Source organism: Sediminibacterium goheungense (assembly GCF_004361915.1).
Lineage (GTDB): Bacteria > Bacteroidota > Bacteroidia > Chitinophagales > Chitinophagaceae > Sediminibacterium > Sediminibacterium goheungense.
Genome location: NZ_SNWP01000014.1, coordinates 31717 through 57986 on the forward strand (window position 1 = coordinate 31717; position 26270 = coordinate 57986).

The 26270-nt window shown below is 41.3% G+C and carries 27 protein-coding genes; 13 read left to right on the plus strand and 14 right to left on the minus strand.

Annotated features, from left to right (window positions below):
* Window position 1 precedes the first annotated feature (1 nt).
* Window positions 2-904 carry a site-specific tyrosine recombinase XerD gene (gene xerD, locus BC659_RS15015; protein ID WP_133475635.1) on the minus strand — a complete coding sequence of 301 codons (903 nt, stop codon included), beginning with the start codon at window positions 902-904 and terminating at the stop codon, window positions 2-4.
* Window positions 905-1297: 393 nt separating this feature from the next.
* Between xerD and BC659_RS15020 the strand changes: the two genes are divergently transcribed.
* A complete protein-coding gene (locus BC659_RS15020) occupies window positions 1298-1798 on the plus strand; it encodes a YkgJ family cysteine cluster protein (RefSeq protein WP_162847449.1) in 501 nt (166 codons plus the stop codon).
* 4 nt (window positions 1799-1802) lie between these two features.
* Here the strand turns inward: BC659_RS15020 and ygiD are convergent, their stop codons facing one another.
* Window positions 1803-2621, minus strand: a complete 819-nt coding sequence (gene ygiD, locus BC659_RS15025; protein ID WP_246027157.1) for a 4,5-DOPA-extradiol-dioxygenase — start codon at window positions 2619-2621, stop codon at window positions 1803-1805.
* A gap of 63 nt (window positions 2622-2684) precedes the next feature.
* The gene (locus tag BC659_RS15030; protein ID WP_133475637.1) at window positions 2685-3044 is read right to left on the minus strand and encodes a YraN family protein; all 360 of its coding nucleotides are present in this window, start codon (window positions 3042-3044) and stop codon (window positions 2685-2687) included.
* A gap of 61 nt (window positions 3045-3105) precedes the next feature.
* Between BC659_RS15030 and manA the strand changes: the two genes are divergently transcribed.
* Window positions 3106-4359, plus strand: coding sequence for a mannose-6-phosphate isomerase, class I (gene manA / locus BC659_RS15035; RefSeq protein ID WP_133475638.1), 1254 nt, complete (start codon window positions 3106-3108; stop codon window positions 4357-4359).
* A gap of 50 nt (window positions 4360-4409) precedes the next feature.
* Window positions 4410-4976, plus strand: a complete 567-nt coding sequence (locus tag BC659_RS15040) for a DUF6580 family putative transport protein (RefSeq protein WP_133475639.1) — start codon at window positions 4410-4412, stop codon at window positions 4974-4976.
* A gap of 54 nt (window positions 4977-5030) precedes the next feature.
* Here the strand turns inward: BC659_RS15040 and BC659_RS15045 are convergent, their stop codons facing one another.
* The 4 genes from BC659_RS15045 to BC659_RS15060 form a co-directional block, all read right to left on the minus strand.
* The gene (locus BC659_RS15045; protein WP_133475640.1) at window positions 5031-5678 is read right to left on the minus strand and encodes a Dph6-related ATP pyrophosphatase; all 648 of its coding nucleotides are present in this window, start codon (window positions 5676-5678) and stop codon (window positions 5031-5033) included.
* Window positions 5679-5833: 155 nt separating this feature from the next.
* Window positions 5834-6319: a ribonuclease HI gene (rnhA, locus tag BC659_RS15050; RefSeq protein ID WP_133475641.1), complete on the minus strand. Its 486-nt coding sequence runs from the start codon at window positions 6317-6319 to the stop codon at window positions 5834-5836.
* Window positions 6316-7104: a PhzF family phenazine biosynthesis protein gene (locus BC659_RS15055; RefSeq protein ID WP_133475642.1), complete on the minus strand. Its 789-nt coding sequence runs from the start codon at window positions 7102-7104 to the stop codon at window positions 6316-6318. Before BC659_RS15055 ends, rnhA begins: the two co-directional genes overlap by 4 nt.
* A gap of 91 nt (window positions 7105-7195) precedes the next feature.
* Complete coding sequence (locus BC659_RS15060; RefSeq protein WP_133475643.1) at window positions 7196-8827, minus strand: acyl-CoA carboxylase subunit beta; 1632 nt, start codon at window positions 8825-8827, stop codon at window positions 7196-7198.
* A 303-nt stretch (window positions 8828-9130) separates the two neighbouring features.
* Here BC659_RS15060 and BC659_RS15065 point away from each other — a divergent pair, with 303 nt between their 5' ends.
* From BC659_RS15065 to BC659_RS15105, 10 genes are all read left to right on the plus strand, one after another.
* Window positions 9131-11518 (plus strand): TonB-dependent receptor, encoded by a 2388-nt coding sequence (locus BC659_RS15065; RefSeq protein ID WP_133475644.1) that lies wholly within the window; start codon window positions 9131-9133, stop codon window positions 11516-11518.
* 4 nt (window positions 11519-11522) lie between these two features.
* On the plus strand, window positions 11523-12653 hold the full coding sequence (locus BC659_RS15070) for a PepSY-associated TM helix domain-containing protein (RefSeq protein ID WP_133475645.1): 1131 nt from the start codon (window positions 11523-11525) through the stop codon (window positions 12651-12653).
* A 176-nt stretch (window positions 12654-12829) separates the two neighbouring features.
* Window positions 12830-13069 carry a hypothetical protein gene (locus tag BC659_RS16890; RefSeq protein ID WP_162847450.1) on the plus strand — a complete coding sequence of 80 codons (240 nt, stop codon included), beginning with the start codon at window positions 12830-12832 and terminating at the stop codon, window positions 13067-13069.
* Entirely contained in the window at window positions 13066-13728 is a 663-nt protein-coding gene (locus BC659_RS15075; protein ID WP_133475646.1) for an ATP-binding cassette domain-containing protein, read from the plus strand. The genes BC659_RS16890 and BC659_RS15075 overlap by 4 nt, the downstream gene beginning before the upstream one ends.
* Before the next feature lie 110 nt (window positions 13729-13838).
* Entirely contained in the window at window positions 13839-15443 is a 1605-nt protein-coding gene (locus BC659_RS15080; protein WP_133475647.1) for a GMC family oxidoreductase, read from the plus strand.
* An 83-nt stretch (window positions 15444-15526) separates the two neighbouring features.
* Window positions 15527-18382, plus strand: a complete 2856-nt coding sequence (locus tag BC659_RS15085) for a 4-alpha-glucanotransferase (protein ID WP_246027158.1) — start codon at window positions 15527-15529, stop codon at window positions 18380-18382.
* A gap of 123 nt (window positions 18383-18505) precedes the next feature.
* Window positions 18506-19519 (plus strand): dipeptide epimerase, encoded by a 1014-nt coding sequence (locus tag BC659_RS15090; protein ID WP_133475648.1) that lies wholly within the window; start codon window positions 18506-18508, stop codon window positions 19517-19519.
* Between the two features lie 189 nt (window positions 19520-19708).
* Complete coding sequence (locus tag BC659_RS15095; RefSeq protein ID WP_133475649.1) at window positions 19709-20158, plus strand: hypothetical protein; 450 nt, start codon at window positions 19709-19711, stop codon at window positions 20156-20158.
* A 116-nt stretch (window positions 20159-20274) separates the two neighbouring features.
* Window positions 20275-20865, plus strand: coding sequence for a TrmH family RNA methyltransferase (locus BC659_RS15100; RefSeq protein WP_133475650.1), 591 nt, complete (start codon window positions 20275-20277; stop codon window positions 20863-20865).
* 67 nt (window positions 20866-20932) lie between these two features.
* On the plus strand, window positions 20933-21421 hold the full coding sequence (locus BC659_RS15105; RefSeq protein WP_133475651.1) for a TlpA disulfide reductase family protein: 489 nt from the start codon (window positions 20933-20935) through the stop codon (window positions 21419-21421).
* A 1-nt stretch (window position 21422) separates the two neighbouring features.
* Here the strand turns inward: BC659_RS15105 and BC659_RS15110 are convergent, their stop codons facing one another.
* From BC659_RS15110 to BC659_RS15140, 7 genes are all read right to left on the minus strand, one after another.
* Window positions 21423-21608 carry a hypothetical protein gene (locus BC659_RS15110; RefSeq protein ID WP_133475652.1) on the minus strand — a complete coding sequence of 62 codons (186 nt, stop codon included), beginning with the start codon at window positions 21606-21608 and terminating at the stop codon, window positions 21423-21425.
* 102 nt (window positions 21609-21710) lie between these two features.
* Window positions 21711-22304: a thioredoxin family protein gene (locus tag BC659_RS15115; protein ID WP_133475653.1), complete on the minus strand. Its 594-nt coding sequence runs from the start codon at window positions 22302-22304 to the stop codon at window positions 21711-21713.
* Between the two features lie 83 nt (window positions 22305-22387).
* Window positions 22388-23359 (minus strand): YihY/virulence factor BrkB family protein, encoded by a 972-nt coding sequence (locus tag BC659_RS15120; protein ID WP_162847451.1) that lies wholly within the window; start codon window positions 23357-23359, stop codon window positions 22388-22390.
* A 9-nt stretch (window positions 23360-23368) separates the two neighbouring features.
* The gene (gene mltG, locus BC659_RS15125; RefSeq protein WP_133475655.1) at window positions 23369-24394 is read right to left on the minus strand and encodes an endolytic transglycosylase MltG; all 1026 of its coding nucleotides are present in this window, start codon (window positions 24392-24394) and stop codon (window positions 23369-23371) included.
* Window positions 24395-24461: 67 nt separating this feature from the next.
* Window positions 24462-24809 carry a preprotein translocase subunit SecG gene (gene secG / locus BC659_RS15130; protein WP_133475656.1) on the minus strand — a complete coding sequence of 116 codons (348 nt, stop codon included), beginning with the start codon at window positions 24807-24809 and terminating at the stop codon, window positions 24462-24464.
* Between the two features lies 1 nt (window position 24810).
* Window positions 24811-25692 (minus strand): hypothetical protein, encoded by an 882-nt coding sequence (locus BC659_RS15135; protein WP_133475657.1) that lies wholly within the window; start codon window positions 25690-25692, stop codon window positions 24811-24813.
* Between the two features lie 43 nt (window positions 25693-25735).
* Window positions 25736-26263 carry an LptE family protein gene (locus BC659_RS15140; RefSeq protein ID WP_246027159.1) on the minus strand — a complete coding sequence of 176 codons (528 nt, stop codon included), beginning with the start codon at window positions 26261-26263 and terminating at the stop codon, window positions 25736-25738.
* Between the last annotated feature and the right edge of the window lie 7 nt (window positions 26264-26270).

Sequence of the window (26270 nt, forward strand, 5' to 3'; positions counted from 1 at the left end):
CTTATTTTTTAAATGCAGGATGAAATTGTTGTAAAGTGTTCCGCAGAAAATCACGATCCAGGTGGGTGTAGATCTCTGTCGTGGTAATACTTTCATGCCCCAGCATTTCCTGAACAGCACGTAAATCAGCACCGCCTTCTACCAGATGCGTAGCAAAAGAATGGCGGAAAGTATGCGGAGAAATATTTTTAGCAATACCAGCTTTTTTGGCGAGGTCCCGGATGATATAAAAAATCATCACCCTTGACAATCCTTTACCCCTGGCATTCAGAAAAAGAATATCCTCAAAGCCATTTACCATCGGCTGGTGAACCCTGATATTGTCTTTGTATAACTTAATAAACTTCACAGCATCAGAGCCAATGGGTACCAGTCTTTCTTTGTCACCCTTACCAATCACCCGTATAAAACCAACATCGAGGTAAAGGCAGGAAATTTTTAAACCAATCACTTCACTAACCCTCAGTCCACAGCTGTACATGGTTTCAAGAATGGCTTTGTTGCGGCCACCTTCGGGTTTACTCTGGTCGATCTGACCAATGATGTTTTCAATTTCTTCGAAACTCAATACATCTGGTAAAGCTCTTTTTGTTTTTGGGGTCTCCAGTAAAGCAGTCGGATCTACGGTAACCATCTGCTCTGTCAGAAGGTATTTATAAAAACTCCTGATACCCGAAATAATCCTGGCCTGCGAAGTAGCAGTCATGCCCAGTTCCCCAATCCATTTTACAAAACCCTGCAGGTCTTTTAAAGTGATGTCAGCTGGTGGGCGCGAGCCTTCCTCTTTTCCGAGAAACTGTGTAAGTTTATCAACATCCCGCAAATAAGCTTCTACCGACAAATCACTTAATGATTTCTCAAGACGAAGAAAAGCTTTGAATCCTTTTTTATAAGCGTCCCACATGAGAATCTTAGCATTTAAAAATTTGGAAATTTGAAAATGTGGAACTAATGAACATATAGCTGGCTTTCGTTACGTAAAAATAGAGATTAGTAGGGGCATTACACATAAAGCATGCATAAATCACTATGGCCCGTTAAAACCTACCTATCCATGTAAAGTATTTCTTTTAATCTGTATAGCACATAAAATAATCCGGAAGCACCGGGATTTACTATAAAGTAGCAGATAGCCTGAAAATGAACTTTCATCAAGGCCCGCAGCACATAGTTCATAGCTTATATTCCCTGACAATAATCGGGATAAATAAAGAAACCTGGCAGTTTGCATAAAATGATTTGGCATAACGCAGTTGCTCACCGATATTGCAAACAGAAATCATCATTATCGTTGTACATGGAGCCAGTAAACCTTCGTTCGTTCAAACAGAAAGTAAGACATCATCAGAAAGCATTTAAAAAATTCTTAGGCAAGATTGAAAAAAATCCCCCAAGGCATTTAGATAAAATAGCAGAAACCATTGATGCAGAAGTGTGGAAGGAAGTCGATTGTCTATCCTGTGCAAACTGCTGTAAAACCATGAGCCCTACGTTTACCAATAGTGATATTAAACGCATAGCGACACATTTCAGTATGACACCGAAGGAGTTTAAGGAAAAATGGCTCTATTTCGATGAAGAGGATGGAGATTGGATGAATACCAAACAACCCTGTCAGTTTTTGAATCTTACCACGAATATGTGTGCGATCTATGAAGTGCGCCCTGCAGACTGTGCTGGTTTCCCGCACTTGAAGAAGAAAAAAATGACTGATTATATTCACGTTCACCAGCAAAACGTATCCTATTGCCCTGCCACTTTTAAGATGGTAGAAAAGATGATGCAACAGCTATCCTGAGCTCTTAGCCTATCATAACAGAAGTCATGGAAATCGAACCAAAGATGGTTTTATCATTAAAAAACTGAAGCTGGTCATTTTCTTCTTGTAATCCCAGTAAATAAAGTAGGGGAAGAAAATGTTCCGGTGTGGGTACAGACTGTTGAACTGCTGCGCCCAATTGCTGGTAAGCTGTAAGTTGGTGGTGATTACCCTCTACGATCAGATGCTTAAAGTGTTCATTGGCTTCAATGGCCCAATCGTAACCTTGTTCAGGACTTCGCCAGTTCATAACGCCCAGGTTATGTACCATATTACCGCTGCCAACAATCAATACACCTTTGTTCCGTAAAACAGATAATTCTTTTGCTAACGCATAATGCCATTCAGGTTTTTGTAACTGGTTCATGCTGAGTTGCACCACAGGTGCCGAAGCATCGGGGTACATATGATGTAAAATGCTCCAGCAGCCATGATCCAGACCCCATTGCCGGTCGGGCTGAACCTTTTCAGACTGTATGGCTTCAATGGTGCTTTGGGCAAGTGAGGGGCTTCCCGGTGCAGGATATTCAACATCAAACAAAGCTTTTGGGAAGCCATAAAAATCATGAATTGTCCTTGGTTTTTCCATCGCTGTTACATAAGTGCCTCGAGTTTCCCAGTGCGCAGAAATGCATAAAATGGCGGATGGAGTTGGGATCTTTTCCGTTATGTTTTTCCAGCCTCTGGCAAATTCATTGTATTCGATGGCATTCATAGGACTGCCGTGACCAACAAATAAAGCCGGCATTCTTACGGTTTGTTTAGTACGGGAAATCAGTGAAGAAAAGGCAGAAGTATTCAATATTTAATGTTTAGACATTAAAGTTATAAAAATATAGTTGTATCGAGAAGTTAAAAGATGCGATCAGAAATATACGTCTTCAATGAGGAAAATTTCTTTGGCCTCATGATCTGCTATTGTTACGGCAATCACATCGAACTGAATGTATTTCCATTCCGGATGAAGGTATTGGTACTCTTCAGCGGCATTTCTCATATGTTTCATTTTTTCACGTGATATACTTTCTTCGGGTTTGCCAAAACGATGAGAAGTCCGCGTTTTCACTTCAATGAAATGAAGTTTTCGGTCTTTGAAAGCAATAATATCCACTTCCCAGTGCCGGAAGCGCCAGTTTCTTTCAGTAATGGTATATCCTTTGGCAACGAGAAAGCTGGCTGCCATTTCTTCGCCCTGCTGGCCTGTTTGCTGGTTGGTTGGTTGCATAGTTTCGTTAAAAATTGGTTAGGGGAATATGATTTTGACAGATTTCAACGTTATTTAAAAAATGAACCAGGTAATTGAAATGACCCCATCCTATACTATTTATCCGCTACAAGGTAAAGTTCAACACTACGAATGGGGCGGCTTTAGCTATTTGCCGTCACTTCTGGGGATAAATAATGAAGAAAAGCGCCCTTTTGCTGAATATTGGCTCGGGGTGCATCCGCTTGGGGTGGCCACTGTTTTGAATGGCAATGAACCTGTTTTGCTGGATACTTTTATGGGGCAATATCCCGAAAAAGCATTGTCTTCTTCCGTCTACAAACAGTTCGGAGAACTCCCTTACCTCCTAAAAATCATGGATGTAAACCAGATGTTATCTATACAGGTACACCCGGAAAAAGCAGTTGCCGAAGCGGGTTATGCACGGGAAGATCAATTGGGTATTGCAAGGAATGCTTTTAACCGTAATTATAAAGACAAAAATCATAAGCCAGAAGTAATGCTGGCAATCAGTGAGTTTTGGCTTTTACATGGATTTAAACAAGAGGTGCAAATCGAATCCATATTGGCTGAAACAAGCGAATTCCAGGTTCTATTGCCTCTGTTTAAAAGAGAAGGGCTGGCATCTTTGTACAGCTTTATCATGGAAATGGATCAACTGTCGGTTACCAATCTTTTAATGCCGCTTGTTAAAAGAGAAGTCAGAAGAAAAAAAGAAGGATTGCTCACCAAAAATGACCCCGGATGGTGGGTGGCCAAATATTATCATAACGAAAATCCAATTGGCGACATCGACAGAGGCGTATTCTCTATTTATTTATTCAATATAGCTCAGTTGCAACCCGGGGAAGCCATATTTCAAAAAGCAGGTATCCCGCATGCGTATCTGGAAGGACAAAACATTGAGTTGATGTCGAATAGTGATAATGTGCTGCGTGGTGGACTAACACCCAAGTATATCGATGTGCCTGAATTATTGGCCAATATGCGTTTTGAACCTGTTACCCCTCAGATTGTAAAAGGAACGCCTTTAAAGGATGGCGAAACCATTTTTCATTTTCCTGTACCTGATTTCGCATTGGCTTCCCTTCACCTGAAGGAAGGAGCTTTATTTGAAGACAAAGCCATCGGGCCTGAAATATGGATGGTACTGGAAGGAGGGGTCATCATAAATAATGAAATAGTGAGAAAGAAAGGGGAGGCATTTATTGTATTCCCCGACAATGCTTATCAATTCAGAACTTCTGGTAAGACACAGCTGTGTAAGGCATTTGTTCCTGTGAATAGTGCTTATTCACAATATGAGGAAAATTGAAACGGTAACTTTCTCCAGAAGACTTATTTTTGTCCCTGAAATCTTCCACAATGAAATTGAATCGTTCGCTTGTTATTTCGCTTGTATTGACCGTTTTTCTTAGTGCTGTATACCGTGCTATGCCTAACAGACCCTGGGGTTTTGCCCCACAGTTTGCCATTGCACTCTTCGCCGGGGCTTTATTTGTAAAAGATAAGAAATGGGCCTTTGCTATACCCCTGATTTCCATGTTTCTCTCAGACTTATTGTACCAGGCACTCTATATCAATGGGCTTACTGAAATACAGGGTTTTTATACAGGTCAGTGGAAGAATTACCTGCTGTTTACCTCATTAACATTTTTCGGATTCTTCCTGAAAAGTGGAAAGCCTGTTCAGGTACTGGCAGCCTCTATGGCATCACCAACCACTTTCTTCCTGGTTTCCAATTTTATGGTTTGGTCAGGCGGCGGTGGATTAAATCGTCCTAAAACTTTTGATGGCTTATTACAGTGTTATGCAGATGCCATTCCTTTTTATGGAAATAGCCTGATCGCAACCGTTGTGTTCTCAGCAATATTGTTTGGTGGCTATTACCTCTTACAACAAAACAATACCAAAAAAGAGCTGGTAAAATAATACCCGTTCAACACATAAAGAAAAAGGTTTGTCGGATAGACAAACCTTTTTCTTTTATACCAGTACCAGTTCCGAGAACCAGTAGTTATCATGTTCAAGTTCACGTGTTACAGCTATTTGTAAGGGATGTATAAATAATGGGCAATCGTATACCAATGTATGAAATTCACCATTCTCACCACAGGCATCGATACCCAATGATTCCAACTCGTCTACCAGTTCAGGTGTAATGGTTTTGCCGAGAAAAGAGGGGCCCATTACAGCGTTGCAACTAACGATCATGGTTTTTATGCCGGCATCCAGCATTTCAAAAACCAGCTTTCTTCTATCCTCCAGCCATAAAGGTAAATATGCCCGAAGCCCTACACTCGTGCACACTTTTTCCTCCCAGTCTCTATGGGCCTGTAGATCAATATCGCCAAATACAGCATCTGTTAACTGATACTGTTCTTTTAAAGAACTGAGTGCATCAATAAAATTTTTTTCATACGCCTGCCAGCTACTGCTGATCAGATGAATGGGTATTCCCGCAGCTTTGGCCTGTGCCTGCAAAATAGACTCCGGTATGCCATGACTACGTGAAATCTTACCCGACTCATTCATTACATTCAATAACACAGCCGGCTGCATACCGGCTTCTTTTGCCTTCATCAAAGCAAAGCAACTGTCTTTGCCACCACTCCAGGAAGAAAGCGAATTCATTAATTTGAAAATTTGGAAATTTGTAAATGTAGGACTGCTTTCCCAGAGGGAAAGACAGTTAAAATCACTTTATGATGAACTATAAAACTATTTGTTAGCAGCGTATAAATTAAACTCATTTTCATCCGCCTAAGGCGGACAAATTTTCATCCGTGTTAGGCGGACAAATGCTCTCTCTCAAACGCCTCATCAATTAATAAATCCCGTCCATCTGCTGCCGCAGTAGCCAGTTCATCGCAACGGTTATTCCATGGATTGTCGGCATGGCCTTTTACCCAGATAAATCTGATTTTGAAATGAATGGCAATGGCTTTATATCTTAACCAGAGATCTTTGTTTTTTTTACCACCTTTAAAATCTGTTCTGATCCAGTTATCCAGCCATTTTTTTTCAACCGAGTTTACAATATACTGGCTGTCTGTGTAGATAGTAACGGCTATATTTTTTTTGGTTAGCGATTCCAGCGCAATAATTACACCCATGAGTTCCATTCGGTTATTGGTGGTAAACCGATAGCCGGCTGATAGTTCTTTTTTCTTATTGCCCCATAATAATACAATGCCATAACCGCCCGGACCTGGGTTGCCTCTGGCAGAACCATCAGTATAAATGATCAGTTGATGCCCCTGTTGTTCGCTCATTGAATATAATATGATCCTTTCATGTATAATACAGCTTTGCCCGCAATCGTTACGCGGTCGCCCTGCATGCCACACCATAAATCGCCCCTGCGTTTGGAAAGCTGCAGGGCTTTCAGATTATCTTTTTGAAGTGCGTTGGCCCAGTATGGAATCAGTGTAGCGTGTGCGGATCCGGTAACAGGATCTTCGCCGATAACTGAATTGGGAACAAAAAAACGGGATACAAAATCAGCTTCCTTTCCTTTGGCGGTGATAATAATGCCCAGCGTTTCCACCTGATTCAGTTCTACAAAATCCGGTACTGCATTCAAAACCTCTTCTTCCGATTCGTAAACCAGGAAATAATCACGTGAGCGCAATACCTCGCGGGGTTTGATGCTGAATCCTTCCAGTAAATGAGCCGGTATATCACAGGCTACAGGCATACGTGCAGGAAAATTCATTTCCATAAGTTCGCCTTTTCTGGTCACCGTGAGTAAACCACTCTTGCTATGAAAACGTATTTCATCTGTTGGATAAGCCAGTTCATGAAACAAAACATAAGCTGTTGCCAAAGTTGGGTGACCAGCCAGGTCTATTTCCAGTTCAGGTGTAAACCAGCGGATATCATAATCGCCATCGGAACGTTTCACAAAAAAAGCAGTCTCCGATAAATTGTTTTCATTCGCCAATTGTTGCATGGTTTCGGTAGATAACCAGGTTTCGAGCGGACAAACCGCTGCGGGATTACCGCCAAAAACATGATCTGTAAAAGCATCAACAGTATAAATAGGATAGGGGTTCATGTGAAAAATGATTAAACGACAAAGTAAACGGATTCAGACAAACAAATGATACCGTTGTTCATAATTCATCTACCTACCAAGCAGAAGACTGCTATACCTGAAAAACACCAGTGCTGAAACTGTTCATTTCAGGCTGGTGATTGGCTGCATGAATACTTTCTGCAATGACTCTTCTGGTTTCTATCGGATCAATGATTCCGTCAACCCATAGCCTTGCTGCAGCATAATAAGGGGTTGTTTGTTTTTCGTATCTGCCCTTGATTTCAGTAAGCAGTTGTTGTTCCAGCACTTTGTCTACTTCTTTTCCCTGCGCTTTCATACCTGCTACCTGAATCTGGGCAAGTGTTTTAGCAGCCTGCTCACCACCCATTACGGCAATTTTGGCAGAGGGCCATGCATAAATAAAACGTGGATCATAAGCTTTGCCACACATGGCATAATTACCCGCACCATAACTATTGCCTACAATGATGGTAATCTTGGGTACTACAGAATTGGCTACTGCATTCACAAGCTTGGCTCCATCTTTAATAATGCCACTGTGTTCACTTCTGCTACCAACCATAAAGCCTGTCACATCTTGCAGAAAAACCAGTGGAATTTTTTTCTGGTTACAGTTCATGATAAAGCGGGCTGCTTTATCGGCACTGTCATTATAGATAACACCGCCAATCTGCATTTCACCCTTTTTGTTTTTGCAGATCAGTCGCTGATTGGCAACAATACCAACGGCCCAACCATCAATGCGTGCATATCCACAAAGAATGGTTTTGCCATAATCCTGTTTGAATTGCTCAAACTCACTGTTATCAACAATCCGTTCGATAATATCCAGCATATCATACGGCTTCAGGTTGCCTTCAGGAATAATGCCGTATAATTCATCCGGATTTTTCTTCGGGTCAAGTGGTGCTATCCTGTCAAACCCGGCTTTGGGTTGTGCACCTAATTTCGACATCAGTTTTTTGATATGATCCAGACAGTCTTCTTCTGTTTTAAATTTATAATCGGCAATGCCACTGATTTCTGTATGGGTAACAGCACCACCCAGGGTTTCGTTATCTATGTCTTCACCGATGGCTGCTTTCACCAGATAAGCACCTGCCAGAAAGATACTGCCATTGCCTTCCACCATCAGTGTTTCATCGCTCATAATGGGTAAATAAGCACCACCTGCCACACAGGCCCCCATAACGGCTGCAATCTGTGTAATACCCATGGCGCTCATCCTGGCATTGTTGCGGAAGATGCGGCCAAAATGTTCTTTATCAGGAAATATTTCATCCTGCATAGGCAGAAAAACACCCGCACTGTCTACCAGATAAATGACGGGTAATTTATTCTCCATGGCAATCTCCTGCATCCGCAGGTTTTTCTTTCCGGTGATGGGAAACCATGCACCCGCTTTTACCGTCTGGTCATTCGCAACAATAACGGCTTGTCTTCCACTGATATAACCAATGCCCGCTACAGTACCACCTGCCGGACAACCTCCTTCAGCTTCATACATTTCAAAACCCGCGAAGGCGCCAATTTCAATAAATGGTTGGTCTTTATCACACAAATAAGCAATCCGCTCACGGGCGGTGAGTTTTTTTCTTTCTTTCTGTTTTTCAATCGACTTTTTCCCGCCGCCCAGCTTAATCTTATCAAAATGCTGCTGTACCTGGCCAAGTGAAAGTTTCATCCAGTCTTCATTGCGGTTAAATGCCATATCAGTCATACGAACAATTGTTAGTTTTTGTAAAGATAAGAGGAAAAGGATGAATGAATCATGAATAAAGAGTTTAGAATACTGAATGTAAAAAATATTCAGGGTAGTGAGGATAAGAAATAGGAAACATGGCCTGCCCTGAGCGTAATCGAAGGGTAGTCGAAGGGAATAAGAAATATGAAGCAGGATTTTTGTTTCTTATCTGTATTGTCACTACAAAGTCAGTTTTCTTTTCTCGTAAACAGATTTCCCGATAGAGAAGCATTACTAAAATCTGCACACACAATTTTGCCCGCAAATCAAACAATCAGTATGAAAAGAATCGGATGTATGTTAGGGTTCCTGCTTTTACTTGTGCAGGCAACATGGGCAAATGAAAATGAATATGGAAAAGGATCTGTACGCGGTACCATAACAACCAAAGAAGGTAGTGGAGCAGCAGGTGTTATAGCAAAAATAAATACAGTTCATAAAACAGCGATTACCGATGAAAATGGTGTGTTTGTTTTTATGAATCTTTTACCGGGTGAATATAGTATTGAGATTTCATTGCTGGGTTATGAAAACCAGGTAAAAAAGATAACAGTTATAGCAGATAAAGAAACCACACTTTCTGCTCAACTGGAAGCAAGTGCCCAACAACTGGAAGAAGTACTCGTAAAATCAGGAATACGCTTTGGTAACAGGCAAACTGAGATGGTGGCAAGAATGCCATTAAAGAACCTGGAGAATCCACAAGTATATAGTGTAGTGGGCGCTGCATTGATGAAAGAACAGGTCATAGTTCATTTTGATGATGCATTGAAAAATGCACCTGGAGTCAATAAATTATGGACTTCCACCGGCCGGGCAAGTGATGGGGGTGGTTATTACAGCCTTCGTGGATTTTCTGTTCAGGCACGCGTGGTAAATGGGGTAGCCGGGGCTACCAATGGCTCACCCGACCCCGCTAATATTGAGCGTATTGAAGTGATTAAAGGACCATCGGGTACTTTATTTGGCAGTAGCCTGGTTTCTTTTGGTGGATTGATTAATGTGGTTACTAAAAAAGCACAGGCAGGAACCAGAGGGGAAATCAGTTACACCGGCGGTTCCTATGGGTTAACAAGACTTACCGCTGATATCAATACACCATTGGATAAAGAGGGCAAATTGTTATTACGCACCAATGCAGCGTATCATTATGAAAACAGCTGGCAGGATGCAGGCTTTCGAAAAAGCTTTTTTATAGCCCCATCTCTTACCTATAACGTGAATGATAAACTGAGTTTTGACCTTAATGTGGGTGTTATGTCCAGCGAACAAACCAATGCAGAAATGTTATTTCTCACACGTACCACTGCCTTAAAAGTATTCCGTCCGCAGGATATGGGTATCGATTATTCACGATCGTATACCAGTAATGACCTTACCATAAAAAATCCGCTGGTAAATATCGATGCCGCCATTCGATATAAACTGGGTAAAGGTTGGGTATCACAAACATTGTTATCGAGAAGTAACAGACAGTCGGTTGGCTATTATTCTTACCTGAGTATACTACCTGGCGATACTTCTCTGGCAAGACTTATCACCAATCAAAATGCATATAATACCCTTACTGATATCCAACAGAATTTTATAGGTGATTTCAATATCGGCAAGCTTCGTAACCGTGTAGTGATCGGCATCGATTTTTTGAGCAATCTCGGTAACAATGCCAATATGCCTTATATCACATTTGATACGGTAAACTATAAACGTAACGATGCCCGCTATGCAAATCTGAACAGAGCTGCCGTTGATCAAAAATTAGCCGGAGGTGTCACCACTAAAAACCAGACACTGGTAAATACATACAGTGCCTATATTTCAGATATGCTGGATATCACACCACTTTTCCATGTAATGGCATCTTTAAGATTAGATCGTTTTGATAATCGTGGTACTTACAATCAGCGTACCAATACAACCACAGGCAATTTTGCACAAACCGCTTTTTCCCCAAAACTCGGTGCTACCTATGAACTGATACCTCAGCATATGAGTGTATTTGTAAATTACATGAATGGCTTCTCCAATGTAGCACCCCTTACACAACCAGATGGCAATGTCAGCATATTCAAACCCCAGCAGGCCAATCAGTGGGAGGGAGGTATTAAAACAGAAGTGCTGGGAGGTAAAATTACCGGTACGCTTACCTATTATAATATTCTCGTAAACAATGTAACAAGACCACACCCTGTATTGGTGGGTTTCAGTGTACAGGATGGTAATATCCGTAGCAAGGGATTTGAGGCAGATATAGTTGCCAATCTTTTCGAAGGTTGTAACCTGGTAGCCGGTTACAGTTACAATGACGCCATTAATGAGCAGACCGATAAAAATATACTGAACCTGCGACCCGTAACGGCAGGCCCCAAACACCTCGCAAATCTCTGGTTAAGTTACCGGACAGGAAAAGGAAAATGGAATGGTCTGGGTGCTGGCTTTGGTGGTAATTATGCATCAGAAAATGTGATCACCAATACCCAGGTAACCGGTGCTTTTACACTGCCATCCTATACAGTGATGAATGCTACTCTCTTTTATGAACAGCCGGCTTTCAGAATTGGATTGAAACTTGATAATCTTGCCAATCAGCAATTCTGGAGTGGCTGGACAACGGTTGAACCACAGATGCCAAGAAGATTTTCTCTGAACGTTTCATTTAAATGGTAAACAAATGGCAAACGGTAAAACCCTGTTCCTGAAAATCAATGACTGGTTACATTTATGGTTGGGTATTGTGGTGGGATTTTTTATAGTCATCATCAGCATCACCGGTTGTATCTATGTTTTTGAAAGAGATATCCGTGACTACACAGAACCCTATCGGTTTGTTGCTATCAAAAAACAACCTTACTTATTGCCTTCGCAACTAAGGGGCATCGCAGAAAAGCAATCGGGTGTGCCTGCTGCCGGCGTGCAGTACGGTGTGCCCGGTGAAGCTGCTGCCGTTACCTATACCAAAAAGCCACAGGGGTTTACTTATTTATATCTCAATCCATACACGGGAGAGGTATTGAAAGAAAAAATACTTGAACGTGATTTTTTTCGACAGGTATTAAAAGGTCATTTCTATTTATGGCTACCACCAGCTATCGGAAAACCTGTAGTCAATATCATTGTACTCATTTTTGTATTCCTGCTGATTAGTGGTATTATCATGTGGTGGCCGAAAAGATGGAACAAGGCTAATAGAAAAAAAAGTTTTACCATCAACCGAAAAGCAAGTTTTAAAAGAGTGAATTATGATCTGCATAATGTACTGGGTTTTTATGTATTGGTGGTTGCTTTTGTGATAGCGGTTACGGGTATGGTTTATGGTTTTGAATGGTTTAAGAAAGGATATTTTTATGTAGTAAGTGGTGGCAAAAATTTTGAACCTAATCAACGCCCCTTGTCAGATACCACTGTTCTTCTTACGGATTCACTGAAAGCACCGGAAGATCAGGTATGGGTAAAAGTGATAAGAGATTATACCCCTATACAAGGGATGCTGCAAATAAGCCTGCCTCAAAAAAATGCAGATGCCATTATGGTTACCTATAATCCGGAAAGAAAAACCTATTACAAAAGACAGTTCCGGTATTTTGACCGTTTTACGACCACCGAAATAACAACAACTGTAAAAGATAAAAATTTCGGAGAGCGTATCTATGCTGCCAACTATGATATCCATGTAGGAGCCATTGGTGGTATGCCCGGAAAAATACTTGCTTTCTCTGCCAGCCTGATATGCGCCAGTCTTCCTGTTACCGGTTTTTTAATCTGGTGGGGAAGAAGGAAGAGGAAAATAAGAAATAAGGAATAAGGAATAAGGAATAAGAAATAAGAAATGGCTAATGGCTAATGGCTAATGGCTAATGGCTAAAATTAACTATCTATAAAGATACTACTTTTTATCTTAGTGTATCTCATTATCCGTTCTATCCCGGTATGCGGCTCATATTTACTTTTTATCGTAGTTTTTTGTTTGCATCACTTCTAATGACAGCAATTTGCATCACTGTGTTCTGGAAAAATGGTATCGAAAGTTTTATGGCTATTTTCTGGTTTAAAATAGCTGCTACATGTTTGCTGTATTACTTTGTCAATACCTACAAAGCAAAAGAATTTTATTACTACCAGAATCTGGGCATTTCCAAACAGAAACTTTGGACGGTATCTCTGGGCTTTGATTTTTTGATTTTCATTATTTCCCTCATCGTAATTCATAAAATGAAATGAGCCAAAAACTGGAAGCCGATGGTATTCTGTTGTCGTTCGGGTCAAGGAAAATATTGTCGGACATTTATATACGATGTGAAACTGGGAGCATAACTGCTATTCTGGGAAGAAACGGAACTGGTAAAAGTTCACTGATGAATGTCATATATGGAAATTTACCTGCATTGAATAAATCAGTACGCATTAATGGAACCTCTATTCTGCAGGCTTTTAAACGTCCGGATCTTTTAACTTATTTACCACAGTTCAATTTCATACCCTCATTTTTATCTGTAAAACAAGTGTTTTCTGATTTCAGATTGAATTACGATGATTTTGAAGCCCTGTTTCCTGCGTTTCAATCTGTTTATCATTCCCGTATTGGAAAACTATCTGGCGGAGAGCGCCGGCTGCTAGAAGTATACCTTATCATAAAAGCACAATCAATATTTTCAATGCTCGATGAACCGTTTTCTCATGTAACACCCATGCAGGTGGAGGTTTTGAAAGTGTTGATACAAAAGGAAAAACTGACAAAAGGATTTTTCATAACAGATCACCTGTATCATCAGGTAACCGATATCTCTGATCGTCTTTATGTTTTGAAAGACGGCGTAGCTCATCTGGCTAAAAGCACGGCTGACCTTGAAAGATTTGGTTATATAAACGGATTGGTATAAAGGATTCAATAACTAATCTATCAGAGATTTCGTCACTTAATAAATTCTCTTATATTTAGTTCATCGTATTTCGGGAGTTGATCCTGGGAACTAACTGTAAAGTATTTAGTATGTCGTTCGACTACATTATAATTGGTGCAGGTTCTGCCGGCTGTGTACTGGCTAACCGTTTATCGGAAGACAATCAGTGTAAAGTACTTTTGTTAGAAGCGGGTGGGCCCGATAAAAAAATGGAAATACATATTCCCGGTGGTTATGGTAAGCTGCACCGGTCGGAAGTTGACTGGGCCTTCTGGAGCACGCCACAGAAAGCCATTGATAACCGGAAACTGTTTATACCCCGTGGTAAAACTTTAGGAGGTAGCAGTGCTACCAATGCTATGGCTTACGTTCGTGGTAACAGGGCCGACTATGATGAGTGGGCCGCACTGGGAAATAAAGGATGGTCGTTTGAGGAAGTCTTACCTTATTTCAAAAAATCAGAACACAACGAACAGTTTGGCGGTGATTATCATGGTTGGAACGGGGAATTGAATATTACCCAATCTAAACAACCACATCCGCTTTCAGAAGTGTTTATACAAGCCTGTATGGAATCAGGTATTCCCAGAAACGATGATTATAACGGGGCGGAACAACTTGGGGCATCACTGCTTCAGTTTACCATTAAAAACAACAGAAGGCATAGTGCCGCCACTGCTTTTCTCAAGCCGGTGATGAAACGTTCCAATCTTACTATAAGAACGGGAAGTCAGGTAAAATCCATACTGATTGAAAATGGCAGGGCGGTAGGTGTTGAAGTTATGATAGGTAATCATGGATCCGAACGTATTAATTGTAACAAAGAAGTAATTGTATCGGCAGGTACTATACAATCGCCACAAATACTGATGCTATCTGGTATTGGTGATCCTGTTGAATTGGGCAGAGCTGGTATTAATGTGATTCATCCATTGACTGGTGTTGGTAAAAACCTTCAGGATCATGTATGGGTAGGTACAGGTGCCCATACCATCATCCCTACAGCCAATCATTTATTAGCTCCCTGGAATATGGGGATGGCCCTCCTGCAGCAATTGCTCATGAAAAAAGGGCCGCTGTCGAATAGTCCGATTGAGGCTAATGCATTTGTGTCGCTCGATAACCAATCATCACGTCCCGATATTCAGTTCCATTTTGCACCGGTCGGTATTGCGGATGATTACAGCACGGATATTTATGACCTGAAAACTTTTCCCCGAAAAAACGGGGTAGGGGTCATGGCCATATTGTTAAAACCACAAAGCAGGGGGGCTATCGGATTAAAATCGGCTAATCCGAAAGATTATCCGCTCATCAATCCCAATGTGTTGGCAGAACCAGCTGATCGTTCTATGTTACTGGCCGGACTTCAAAAAGCGATCGGTCTGATGCGTAGTCATGCCCTGGATGCTTATTTTGAAAACGGAATGGTGTTACCCGCAGAACCAGATAATGAATCTTCGCTGCATGCACATATCAACAGAAGTTTAGAAACCTTGTACCACCCGGTAGGCACCTGTAAAATGGGGGAAGATTCATTGGCCGTAACCGATAGCCAACTCAGGGTACATGGTATCAAAGCCTTGAGGGTGGTTGACGCTTCTGTTATGCCCATTATTGTGGCAGGAAATACCAATGCGGCTACCATTATGATTGCCGAAAAAGCTTCCGATCTCATAAAATCAGCCAACTAACTTAGTTTTGCCTCCCTGTTTGGAAACTATTGTGTTGTATTTACACATTAAATAATTACTTTGTGACTTCTAAAACTGCTCAAGTGGCTACGACCAAGAAAACGATTGCTCCCAAAAAAGGCCAACCTGTGTCTGTACCTGAAGTGGTAACAAAGAAAAAGAATACCGCTGCAAAAAAAAAGGTGAAGACCCCGCCCGCTGCTAAAAAGTCGGCAGTGAAGGCGGTCACAGGTGTTAAACATATCACTTTTCAATTACGCTTTCATACCAGTTTCGGACAGGACCTGCTGATTCTTGGCGATCACCCTTTACTGGGTAATGGCCAACCTGAACAGGCCGTACCCATGCAGTACTTTAATGAAGAATATTGGGTATTAACTGTTCCATTTGAAACGGCAGATTGCACAGGGCCGGTTACCTACCATTATTTGTTAAGAAATGCCGATGGAAGTATACAGCACGATTGGGGTAATGATAAATCATTTGATCCGAAATCGCTGAAAGTAACTGAACTGCATATTATCGATACATGGAACTATGCAGGGTATTTTGAAAATGCTTTTTATACGGAGCCGTTTACGAAAGTATTGCTTCGCTCTAACGCAATACATGTAAAAACAAAGAAGGTAACATCTGTTTCACATATACTCAGTGTAAAAACCCCTTTGTTACAGAAAGGACAAACAGTTTGTGTGTTAGGTAGCGGTAATACATTTGGATACTGGGATAGTAGCGACCCATTGCTGATGAGTAAAGATGATGGCAGTGATTTTTATCGGATTGAATTGAACCTGAGTAAAGAAAATTTTCCGATAGCCTATAAATATGGAGTCTACGATACTATCGCACAACGATTGGTTAGGTATGAAGATGGCAATAACCGTATCCTGCATGAAGCATCTGTAAAAGATAAGCTCATGATGGTAAATGACGGTTTTGCGGTATTACCCAATAATGTATGGAAAGGAGCAGGTGTTGCGATTCCTGTATTCAGTATCAGAACCGAACATGGTTTAGGCGTTGGCGAGTTTACGGATCTCAAAAAAATGGTAGACTGGGCTGTTAAAGCCGGGTTGAAGATGATTCAGTTATTGCCTGTCAACGACACTACAGCCACACATAGCTGGACAGATTCTTATCCCTATGCTGCTATTTCAGCTTTTGCATTACACCCGCTTTACCTGAACCTGGATGCATTGGTAAAAGATGATGTGAAATTGCAGAAACAAATCAATGTAGAAAAAGCAAAATTAAACGCACTGCCCGAAATTGATTATGAAGCTGTGATTGGTTTTAAAACGAAGCTGATACAGAAAATATATACAGCAAAAGGACAGGATACACTTTCATCAGCCGGATTTCAGGAATACTTTGAGCAGAATAAACACTGGTTACAATCATACGCTGCTTTCTGTTACCTCCGAGATCAGTATGGTACGGTTGATTTTAACCAATGGCCGGCATACAGACATTTTAACCAGCAGGAAATAGACTTTTTAACAGCCAGAGAATCGGCTGCCCATACGGAGATAGCGCTTCATTATTATGTACAATACCAACTCCATGTACAATTAAAAGAAGCCACTGCCTATGCACACGATCATGGTATTATAGTGAAAGGAGATATTGCCATCGGAGTTTACCGCCATGGAGCTGATGCATGGCAGCATCCTGAATTGTATCATATGGATGCACAGGCAGGTGCTCCACCGGATGATTTTGCAGTAGCGGGTCAGAACTGGGGCTTTCCTACCTATAACTGGCAACAGATGCAGGCCGATGGCTTTGCATGGTGGAAACAGCGTTTTGAGCAGATGGGTTACTATTTCGATGCATTCCGTATTGATCATATCCTTGGATTCTTCCGCATATGGAGTATTCCCATGGATGCGGTAGAAGGTATACTCGGTCGTTTTGTGCCGGCCATTCCGGTTCATATCAATGAATTTCAGCAGAGAGGTATTTCTTTCGATCATCACCGGTTTACCAAACCCTTTATCAATGACAATATTTTATGGGAACTGTTCGGATACGATAATGAATTGGTGAAAAAAGAGTTTCTGGATTATGATGGTTTTGGTCATTATACCCTAAAGCCTTCGTTTGCCACGCAAAGAAAGGTAGAAACTCATTTTCATACACTGGAACAAGACGAACAACATGAAAAAGTAAAGAAGGGACTGTATAACCTGATCAGTAATGTGATACTGTTTCCTGCCGCAGAAAACGATCATGAGCATTTTCATTTCCGTATCGGTATAGAGAATACTTCTTCTTATCGCTACTTAGACACACATGTGCAGGGTTTGCTGAAAGATTTGTATGTTGATTATTTCTATCGTCGTCAGGATGAATTCTGGAAACAGGAAGCCTTACAAAAATTACCTGCATTAAAGCGGGTAACCAATATGCTGATCTGTGGAGAAGACCTGGGTATGGTACCCGATTGTGTGCCCGATGTAATGAAACAACTGGGTTTGTTAAGTCTCGAAATACAAAGGATGCCGAAAGATCCGAAAAAAGATTTCTTTCATCCCAATGATGCACCTTACCTGAGTGTGGTAACACCTTCCACACATGATATGAGTACTATACGTGGCTGGTGGGAAGAAGACCGTGAACGGATTCAACAGTTTTATAACCATGAACTCGGTCAATGGGGTGAAGCACCTGCGTATTGTGAAGCCTGGATCAATCAGGCTATTGTATTGCAACATTTGTATTCACCGGCTATGTGGGCTGTGTTTCAGTTACAGGATTTATTAGGTATGAATGCTGCTTTGCGTAGAGAAGATCCCAATCAGGAAAGAATCAATATACCTGCCAATCCCAAACACTACTGGCGCTACCGTATGCACCTGAGTATGGAAGAACTAATGAAAGAAGTGTCTTTTACCAATGAGTTAAAAGGATATATTGAAGCAAGCGGAAGAAGCTGAGAAAATTAGAAATAAGGAACAGGAAATAACTAAGTGATGTCAGATAGCAGATGTAAAATCTGATATCTGACATCTGCCATCTGACATTCTTCCTCTATCTTTACGCTTCCAAAAACAATTCCCTTGAAGCTGAGTTACCGGGCTGTTAATCTGCCTTTTCAATATCCTTTTACAATATCAAACGGTAGAACCAAAACACACCAGCCATCTTTAATAGTGGCGCTTGAATTAGGACCTTTTATGGGGTTTGGGGAAGCACCCGCTATTACCTATTACAATATTACGGTGGAAGAGATGATGGCTGATCTGGAGAAGTACCGTAAGATGATTGAAAAGTTTGCCCTTACAGAGCCGGAACGTTACTGGCATTACCTGCATCACCTGATTCCCAATAATCCATTTTTGGTTTGCGCACTGGATATGGCCTGCTGGGATCTATTCGGAAAAATGAAAGGGAAACCGGTTTATCAGTTATGGGAAACCCAATGGGAAAATACACCTGTAACTGATTACACGATTGGCATCGATACCATCGATATTATGATCAATAAAATGAAAGCTCATCCGTGGCCGGTATATAAAATTAAGCTGGGTACACCACAGGATATTGCGATTATAGAAGCCTTACGACAGTACACAGATGCTACTTTCAGAATTGATGCCAATGCCGGTTGGACTATTGAGGAAGCATTGAGTAAAATTCCGCAATTGGCTACACTGGGTGTAGAGTTTATTGAACAGCCCTTAGCAAAAGATAACTGGGAGGGGATGAAAATACTCTATGAAAAGTCTGCATTGCCCCTGTATGCGGATGAGTCATGTGTATCAGAGCATGATGTTAAAAAATGTGCCGGTCATTTTCATGGTATCAATATTAAATTAACTAAATGCAGTGGTATGACACCTGCGTTGCGAATGATTCAGGAAGCACGAACGCTGGGTTTAAAAGTTATGATGGGTAGTATGAATGAATCTACCATCGGTTCTGCAGCCATTGCACAATTTCTGCCGCAACTGGATTATGTTGATATGGATGGCCCTTTGTTACTGGCCGAAGATATTGCTACGGGACTTCAATATAACGATGGACATATTACCTTATCGGGAAATCCTGGATTAGGTATTCGACTCTCCTGATTCATAGTATTAAATCTTTCCTTCTCCCTTTCTCCCTGCAAAAAACCGTTACGCATTTTCGTAAACTACTAATTCAAAATGTTTCTCGCAGGGAGAATGGAAGGTGGTTATGGGAATTCACTTTTTTATAACAGTTCTTTCTTTTTCTGGCATTGCGTTTGGCTTATACAAAGTATAAAACCATTCATCATGAAAAAGAAAATTTTACCCATTACAATCCTGCTTTCTATATTCATTATCAACACACCCGATGCACAGGTAAGGGTAAACCTCAATGTGAATATCGGTCAGCGACCAGCCTGGGGACTTCCCGGTAACTATGCAGGTGATTTCTATTATTTTCCTGAAATTGATGTGTATTACAATATCCCCCAACGCAGGTTTGTGTACCTCGATAGAGGTAACTGGATTTATGTGAATGATTTGCCCCGTGCTTACAGAGGTTTTGATCTCTATCGAGGTCAGAAAATAGTGATCAATGATCCAAATCCTTTTATCCGTCCGAATTATTACCGTGAAAGATACGGCCGTCAGTATATGGCATACAGACCCCCGGTAGTAATTGTTGACAAAAGAAGAGGCCATGACCGAGATGATGACCGTTGGGAAAGACGAGGCCATGATCGCAGAAGGTGGTGATAGAAACAGAGGAACAGAGAAATATCCAATATAGAATTTCGAAGTTGGTTATTCTTCTATTTCTCTGTTCCTCTGTTTCATTTGTTTATGTCTCGTTTAGTACCGATTTTCGGGGTATGACACCGGAAAGAAGAGAGAAGCTATTACGCGTTTTACATAACAGACAGGCGGATTTAGCTGTTGTTATGGAAAATGTACAGGATCCACACAATATATCGGCCGTTATGCGTACCTGTGATGCGGTGGGTATACAGGACATCTATATTCTCAACACAAAGATCCCGCGGCACCAGAAATTCGGGGCCAAGAGTAGTAGTAGCGCTGCCAAATGGTTAACGGTGCATCAGTATGAAGATGCGCAGCTGTGTTTTGCAGACCTGAGAAAGCATTACAGTAAAATTTTAACGACCCATCTTTCATCTGACGCGGTTAGTTTATACGATATCGATTTTACAGAGAGTATCGCGCTGGTATTTGGTAACGAACATGCGGGTGTTAGTGATGAAATCAGGGTTTTGTCTGATGGTAATTTTATCATCCCGCAAATGGGGATTATCCAGAGTCTGAACATTTCTGTGGCCTGTGCTGTAAGTATTTACGAAGCAAGCCGTCAGAAGAAACTGGCAGGGCATTATGATCGCATTTCAATGCCGGCCGAAAGACAGGATCAACTATTGACGGAATGGGGCTTTAAAGAATTAGATTAATTTCTAACCTTTCTCCGGGCTTCAGTCCGGAGAAAGGTTAGAAAAGTGTCACCACTAATTTGAAAATATGAAGAAGATAATAGCATTGGCACTTTTACTGTTCGTTTTCTATCAAACGCAGGCACAGGTTCCTCAGATCAGAAAAGTAAAGATCAATGAACTCATAAAGATCATTGATACCACATCGGTGCCATTGGTGGTAAATTTCTGGGCCAGCTGGTGCGCGCCTTGTATCAAGGAAATTCCCTGGTTTGAGAAATCAGTAGCCGCCTTCAGTGACCAGAAGGTGAAATTATTATTGGTAAGTCTCGATTTTGCAGATGACTATCCAAAAGGGATTGCAGCCTTCGCAAAAAAGAATAATTATACCTCTTCCATTGTATGGCTGGATGAAACCAATGCGGATGACTTCTGTCCGAAAATTGACAAACAATGGGATGGTGCTATTCCGGTTACCTTGATGGTAAACAAAAAGAAGGGCTACCGGAAATTTTATGCCCAGCAATTACCCGAACAGCGTTTACTGATGGAATTAAAAGCCTTAACCGCGCAGTAAGCTACTGGTACTCATTTTCACTTTCTTTTGCCTGCTTGTCCAGCTTATGGGTTAAGTAGATAGCATAAACCAATGCAATCAGGCTGCAGGTGCCTAATACAATACCTTTTATACTTCCATAATTGATGCCTTGTGCAATAGCATAAGCAATCAATACCAGCATGATGATAATGAATAGAGGTCTCATAAAACAGAGGTTTGGTTATAAAAAAGATGCTGGTGTCGGTCATTTCCATAAAAAAAGCGTGGTAATTTTAAAAACTACCACGCTTTTTTATGTATGGGGGGATTAACTTCGTTTAATTGAACAGCCAACCGAACGGCTTTCTTTCAGGGAAACTGACTTGCCATTTACCAGTTCTGTGATGGCTTCTCTGGCATGCACTCTTTTTACACTACCTGCATCTGATGGGTTATCATCGATAGCACCTTTATATTGTAACTTGCCATTTGCGTCAAATAAGAAAAGCTCAGGTGTGCGTGTAGCACCAAAAGCATTGGCCAGTTTAGAATCCTCATCAACCACGTATGGAAAGTTGTATTGCTGGTTTTTAGCATATTCTTTCATGGCTGCATACGAATCAGCATCATCTCTGGAGCCTTCATTCGAGTTAAGCAGTATGATGCCAATATTATTTTGTTTGGCATAGGCTGCGATATCCAGGGTTCTTTGCTGGTTCTTCACTACATATGGACAGGTGTTGCAGGAAAACATCACGAGTACGCCATTTTTTTGCATGGCATCCTTAATGGATAATTCTTTTCCTGATACATCCTTCAGTTTAACATCACCCATTGGCAGGTTGGCACCAACGGCAATGGATTGCGCATGGGTAACTACCATCATGCCCAGCAACAGTGCCGAAAAAAGCATTTTTTTCATAAGTGTATGTTTTATTAATGATAACAGATAAAATCCTATCTGGTTGAGCTAGTATGGTTCTTCAGCAGGTGCAGTATACAGGATCAGGCAGGTTGAGCAGCTTCTTTTTGCTGGCGTAATTCAGCCTCTTTCGTAAGGTAAGTAATACTTACGTTTAATTCAAATCCTATCAATAAAATTAACGAATTAATGTACATAAGCAGCATCAGAATCAGCACGGTTCCAATAGATCCATAAATGCGATTATAACTTGAGCTGGCAAATAAGCTTACCCAATATGAAAATACCAATGTGGTGGCCAGTGTGAGAAATGTAGCCAGCAGTGATCCAGGTGAAACAAGCTTCCAGCGCTTTGTAACCGATGGGCCATAGCGGTAAGTAAGCGCAATACCATAAAAAACCAACCCGATAATAACCAGCCATCGTAGCGCATTCCATAATGGCAAGAGCTTATCGCGTGTTGCATCGCCTATTTTGAAAAGACTGTTCATCAAAGCAGATAATTGTTGCTGTCCGATGAGTATCAGTGATGAACCGATGACCAGTAAAATTAAAATAGCGGTCATCTGTATGGCTCTCCAACGTTGGTGAAAGATAAATCCTTTTTGCTGCTGTATAGATCTGTCGAATGTACGGATGATGCCAATCATCGCATTTGATGCATAAAATATCAGGAGTAGAAAACCGAATGAGAAAATACCAACATGTTTTTCCATCAGCCCCTGTACAATATTGCTTAGGAACCGATAAGTTTTTGTATCAGGCGTAATGTCTTTAAACAAACTGAGTATTTGTTTGTCGACATGCATTGCTTCCGGAAAATAAGGAATGAGTGAGAATAGAAATAACAGTGCCGCAGGTAAGGCCATGATCAGGTTAAATGAAATGGCTGCCGCTCTTTCATTTAATCCCACTTTATTGATCTGCTTAAAAAAGAAAACTACCACATCAAACAACGGTAAGCCCTGGAACCCCGGAACATGTAGGGTCTTGCTTTTGCGTATTACAAAAGCAATGGGTTTCCATGAAATAATAAGCCGTTGCAGTTTGATCAAAATGAATGGTTATTTTTTATGGGCCATATAAATATCTAATTGTTTCTGGTATTCTTTTGCATACTTATCATGTTCTTCATAAGTGGCACTGAAATGATGGTAACCGCTGAAATCGCTTTTGGCTACAAAGAAAAGATAGTCGGTTACAGGTGCTTCCAGTATAATATCCAGTGTTTTTGGTGAGGGTGTACAGATTGGGCCAGGGGGGAGTCCTTTTCTACGGTACGTATTATAGGGGGAGGGGTTGCTGAGATACTTCTCATAAATACGTGTGATGGTAAAATCCTGCATGGCGTATTTAATAGTAGGACAGGCCTGCAAGGGCATTTCTTTCTTCAGCCTGTTTAGGTAAACGCTGGCAATTTTATACTTATCGCTGTCGAAATTGGTTTCTTCCTCAACAATGGAAGCCAGGATATAAGCATCGGTCTGTGAAAGTCCTTTTGCCTTGGCCTTTGCCAGCCGGTTATTTTTTTGCCAGAACTGCTCACTGTTATCTTTCAGTTTACGCATCATTTTAACCAGTGGGGTGTTCCAGTAAAAAATATAGGTATCAGGAATAATTCGGGTAAACAGGCGTGTGGTATCGGTTTCGAGTTGCTGTAAAGAATCATTGGAAGAAAGAAAAGCCATGACAGTAGCTGAGTCGGTGGCAAACTGTTTACCAATCAGTTTAGCGAGGTCGGCTTTTGTTCGCAGTTTATTAATCACCAGTTTCAGTTCGGCCTGTCTGCCATTGCGCAGCATACGGGCAATGGAAAAAGCCGACTGTCCTTTCTTTACCTCATATTTTCCCATTTTCAGTTTGGGCCATACAGTAGTAAATGAACCGATTATTTGTAAACCGGTTGTACGGGATACTATTTTTTCTTCCAGCAGAATCTTTAAAACAGCCTCTTTATGTGTTTGTCCTTCTCTGATGATAAAATAGCGGCTTTTCTCATCAAAAGCAGTGGTACTGCCAAACAGTAGCCAGGCAGCAAGCGTAATAACTACTACAAAAAAGAGGAATATCCAGCCAATGATGCGTTTCATATCATCAAATTAAATAAAAAACCCTGTCTGTAGTACAGGCAGGGTTTTGGGAATACTTTTTTTATACTTATTTCTTGCCGGTATCGGGCGTAGCTGCTGTTGTAGTATTCACCGGAACAGCGGGTTTGGGAGCGGGCTGGCTGGTGGTTGTGTTTACTTTTTGTAAAACAGAATTATCAACGCTGGAACCGCCTTTGAGAAACAGGCTTGAAACCAGTGCCAGAACTGCAATGATGCTGGCAAAGATCCAGGTACCTTTTTCCAAAACATCGGTGGTTTGCTTTACGCCCATGAAATTGTTGGTTAAGCCACCCACATTGGCAGAGAGACCGCCGCCTTTGGGGTTCTGAATCAAAACAACAAAACCCAGTGCCACACAGGCTAACACAATCAGAACAAGAAACAGAATGATCATTTTATATACCTTTTAAATGTTGAATCTTGGCCGCAAAATAAGCGGATTTTTCAGGATTTATGAAACTTAATTTAATGTACAGCTGGATGGCTTTCTCCGTTTGCCCCTGTTTTTCGAGTACTTCGGCCATGGTTTCGGTCACCACTTCCCTCGATTCATTCGAATTTTCAGCTATCAGGGCCACAGCCTGCTCAAGATCGGTGCCGGTACCAAGGTCGTTTGGCTGCTGCTGGTGGTGCTTCATTTCCTTCAGCCAGTCAGTAAATTTCCTTAACTGCGAAGTGAGCTTATCCTGTGGCATCTTATTCAGGTCTACACGGATACCCTGAGAGGCAAAATAATCGATGGTATGAAGGCGCTCCGTTTCAATCTCCAGCTTATCGCTGGCTTCCACCGGTTTCTTAAAATCGGCCAACTGCTCAGATAAAAGACCGGATAATTTGGTATCAGGTAAGGGCAGATCCTCCGTTTCATCAATCATTTCTTCTGTATCATCCACATCAGGCGGATTGTCTGGAGCCTTTCGGGGATCAATCGAACGAATAATATCCCTTACATCATCAATCGAAGGAATGGTAATGGGTTTACCGGCAGGTTTATCAACTACTGGTGTTTCCGGCATACCCACCGTTTCTGAAATAGTATCCGTTTCCAACAGGTACTGCATCCAAAGCGGATTGCTTACATGTAAAAGGGAGGTTCCCAGGGATGCTGTATAAGCATTTGTATTGCCTTCCTGCTTTAATTTACTACTATAGAGAATCCTGGCAGGGGAGAAATAGGGGTAAGAGGTTACCAATGCTTCTAACTGATCAACCGGAACCAGTTCTGCGGATGACTGACCCGTTATATGCATGAATACTTTCTCCCGGATGGAACTCATATTGGTTGATGGCTTATTTCGTAACGATAAATGTACTAATTGATTACCAGTTAGAAAAAAGTCGGTTGAAAATCTCATCCACCATATTTCTAACCACTTCATCCAGCAACTGGGCCTCAGCTGTATTGAAAGAAAGATTGGCGCTGTAATCAAAGCTCCTGCTTACTTCGAAATCATCCTGGGTATTCTCCAGGTTCTTTTTAAGCTTTATTTTAATGGTAACAGTTAAACGGTTGGTACTTGCCTGCCGGTTACTGATACCCACAGTCTGGGTACCATTATAAGTAACAATACTACCGCTAACCACATAATGAGCATCGTCGCTGGTAACACGGGTAAGTTTTGTCTGATTGGTAATTTTTTGCTGCAGTTTATCATTCAGTTTTGGACTCAACTGCGGGTTGATATAGCTGGCCTTATTATCAATAAATTCCAACTTGATCGTTTTTACTTTCGGATCAATCACCGCATCGTTGAATGCATACTTCACTTTACAGGCCGAAAGGAGCATCACTATGCTCAAACAAATGAAAAGGTAGTTGAAATGATATGATCCTGTTATTTTTTTCATAGTCCTG

Excerpts from the sequence above, each read along its gene's own strand:
- BC659_RS15135 (WP_133475657.1), bottom strand. The coding sequence starts at position 25,692 with ATGAGTTCCATCCGGGAGAAAGTATTCATGCATATAACGGGTCAGTCA.
- BC659_RS15075 (WP_133475646.1), top strand. The coding sequence starts at position 13,066 with ATGAGCCAAAAACTGGAAGCCGATGGTATTCTGTTGTCGTTCGGGTCA.
- BC659_RS15040 (WP_133475639.1), top strand. The coding sequence starts at position 4,410 with ATGAAATTGAATCGTTCGCTTGTTATTTCGCTTGTATTGACCGTTTTT.
- BC659_RS15095 (WP_133475649.1), top strand. The coding sequence starts at position 19,709 with ATGAAAAAGAAAATTTTACCCATTACAATCCTGCTTTCTATATTCATT.
- BC659_RS15115 (WP_133475653.1), bottom strand. The coding sequence starts at position 22,304 with ATGAAAAAAATGCTTTTTTCGGCACTGTTGCTGGGCATGATGGTAGTT.
- BC659_RS15065 (WP_133475644.1), top strand. The coding sequence starts at position 9,131 with ATGAAAAGAATCGGATGTATGTTAGGGTTCCTGCTTTTACTTGTGCAG.
- BC659_RS15110 (WP_133475652.1), bottom strand. The coding sequence starts at position 21,608 with ATGAGACCTCTATTCATTATCATCATGCTGGTATTGATTGCTTATGCT.
- BC659_RS16890 (WP_162847450.1), top strand. The coding sequence starts at position 12,830 with ATGACAGCAATTTGCATCACTGTGTTCTGGAAAAATGGTATCGAAAGT.
- BC659_RS15045 (WP_133475640.1), bottom strand. The coding sequence starts at position 5,678 with ATGAATTCGCTTTCTTCCTGGAGTGGTGGCAAAGACAGTTGCTTTGCT.
- BC659_RS15140 (WP_246027159.1), bottom strand. The coding sequence starts at position 26,263 with ATGAAAAAAATAACAGGATCATATCATTTCAACTACCTTTTCATTTGT.
- BC659_RS15080 (WP_133475647.1), top strand. The coding sequence starts at position 13,839 with ATGTCGTTCGACTACATTATAATTGGTGCAGGTTCTGCCGGCTGTGTA.
- BC659_RS15105 (WP_133475651.1), top strand. The coding sequence starts at position 20,933 with ATGAAGAAGATAATAGCATTGGCACTTTTACTGTTCGTTTTCTATCAA.
- BC659_RS15020 (WP_162847449.1), top strand. The coding sequence starts at position 1,298 with ATGGAGCCAGTAAACCTTCGTTCGTTCAAACAGAAAGTAAGACATCAT.
- xerD (WP_133475635.1), bottom strand. The coding sequence starts at position 904 with ATGTGGGACGCTTATAAAAAAGGATTCAAAGCTTTTCTTCGTCTTGAG.
- rnhA (WP_133475641.1), bottom strand. The coding sequence starts at position 6,319 with ATGAGCGAACAACAGGGGCATCAACTGATCATTTATACTGATGGTTCT.
- BC659_RS15055 (WP_133475642.1), bottom strand. The coding sequence starts at position 7,104 with ATGAACCCCTATCCTATTTATACTGTTGATGCTTTTACAGATCATGTT.
- manA (WP_133475638.1), top strand. The coding sequence starts at position 3,106 with ATGAACCAGGTAATTGAAATGACCCCATCCTATACTATTTATCCGCTA.
- BC659_RS15030 (WP_133475637.1), bottom strand. The coding sequence starts at position 3,044 with ATGCAACCAACCAACCAGCAAACAGGCCAGCAGGGCGAAGAAATGGCA.
- BC659_RS15070 (WP_133475645.1), top strand. The coding sequence starts at position 11,523 with ATGGCAAACGGTAAAACCCTGTTCCTGAAAATCAATGACTGGTTACAT.
- mltG (WP_133475655.1), bottom strand. The coding sequence starts at position 24,394 with ATGAAACGCATCATTGGCTGGATATTCCTCTTTTTTGTAGTAGTTATT.
- secG (WP_133475656.1), bottom strand. The coding sequence starts at position 24,809 with ATGATCATTCTGTTTCTTGTTCTGATTGTGTTAGCCTGTGTGGCACTG.
- BC659_RS15100 (WP_133475650.1), top strand. The coding sequence starts at position 20,275 with ATGACACCGGAAAGAAGAGAGAAGCTATTACGCGTTTTACATAACAGA.
- BC659_RS15060 (WP_133475643.1), bottom strand. The coding sequence starts at position 8,827 with ATGACTGATATGGCATTTAACCGCAATGAAGACTGGATGAAACTTTCA.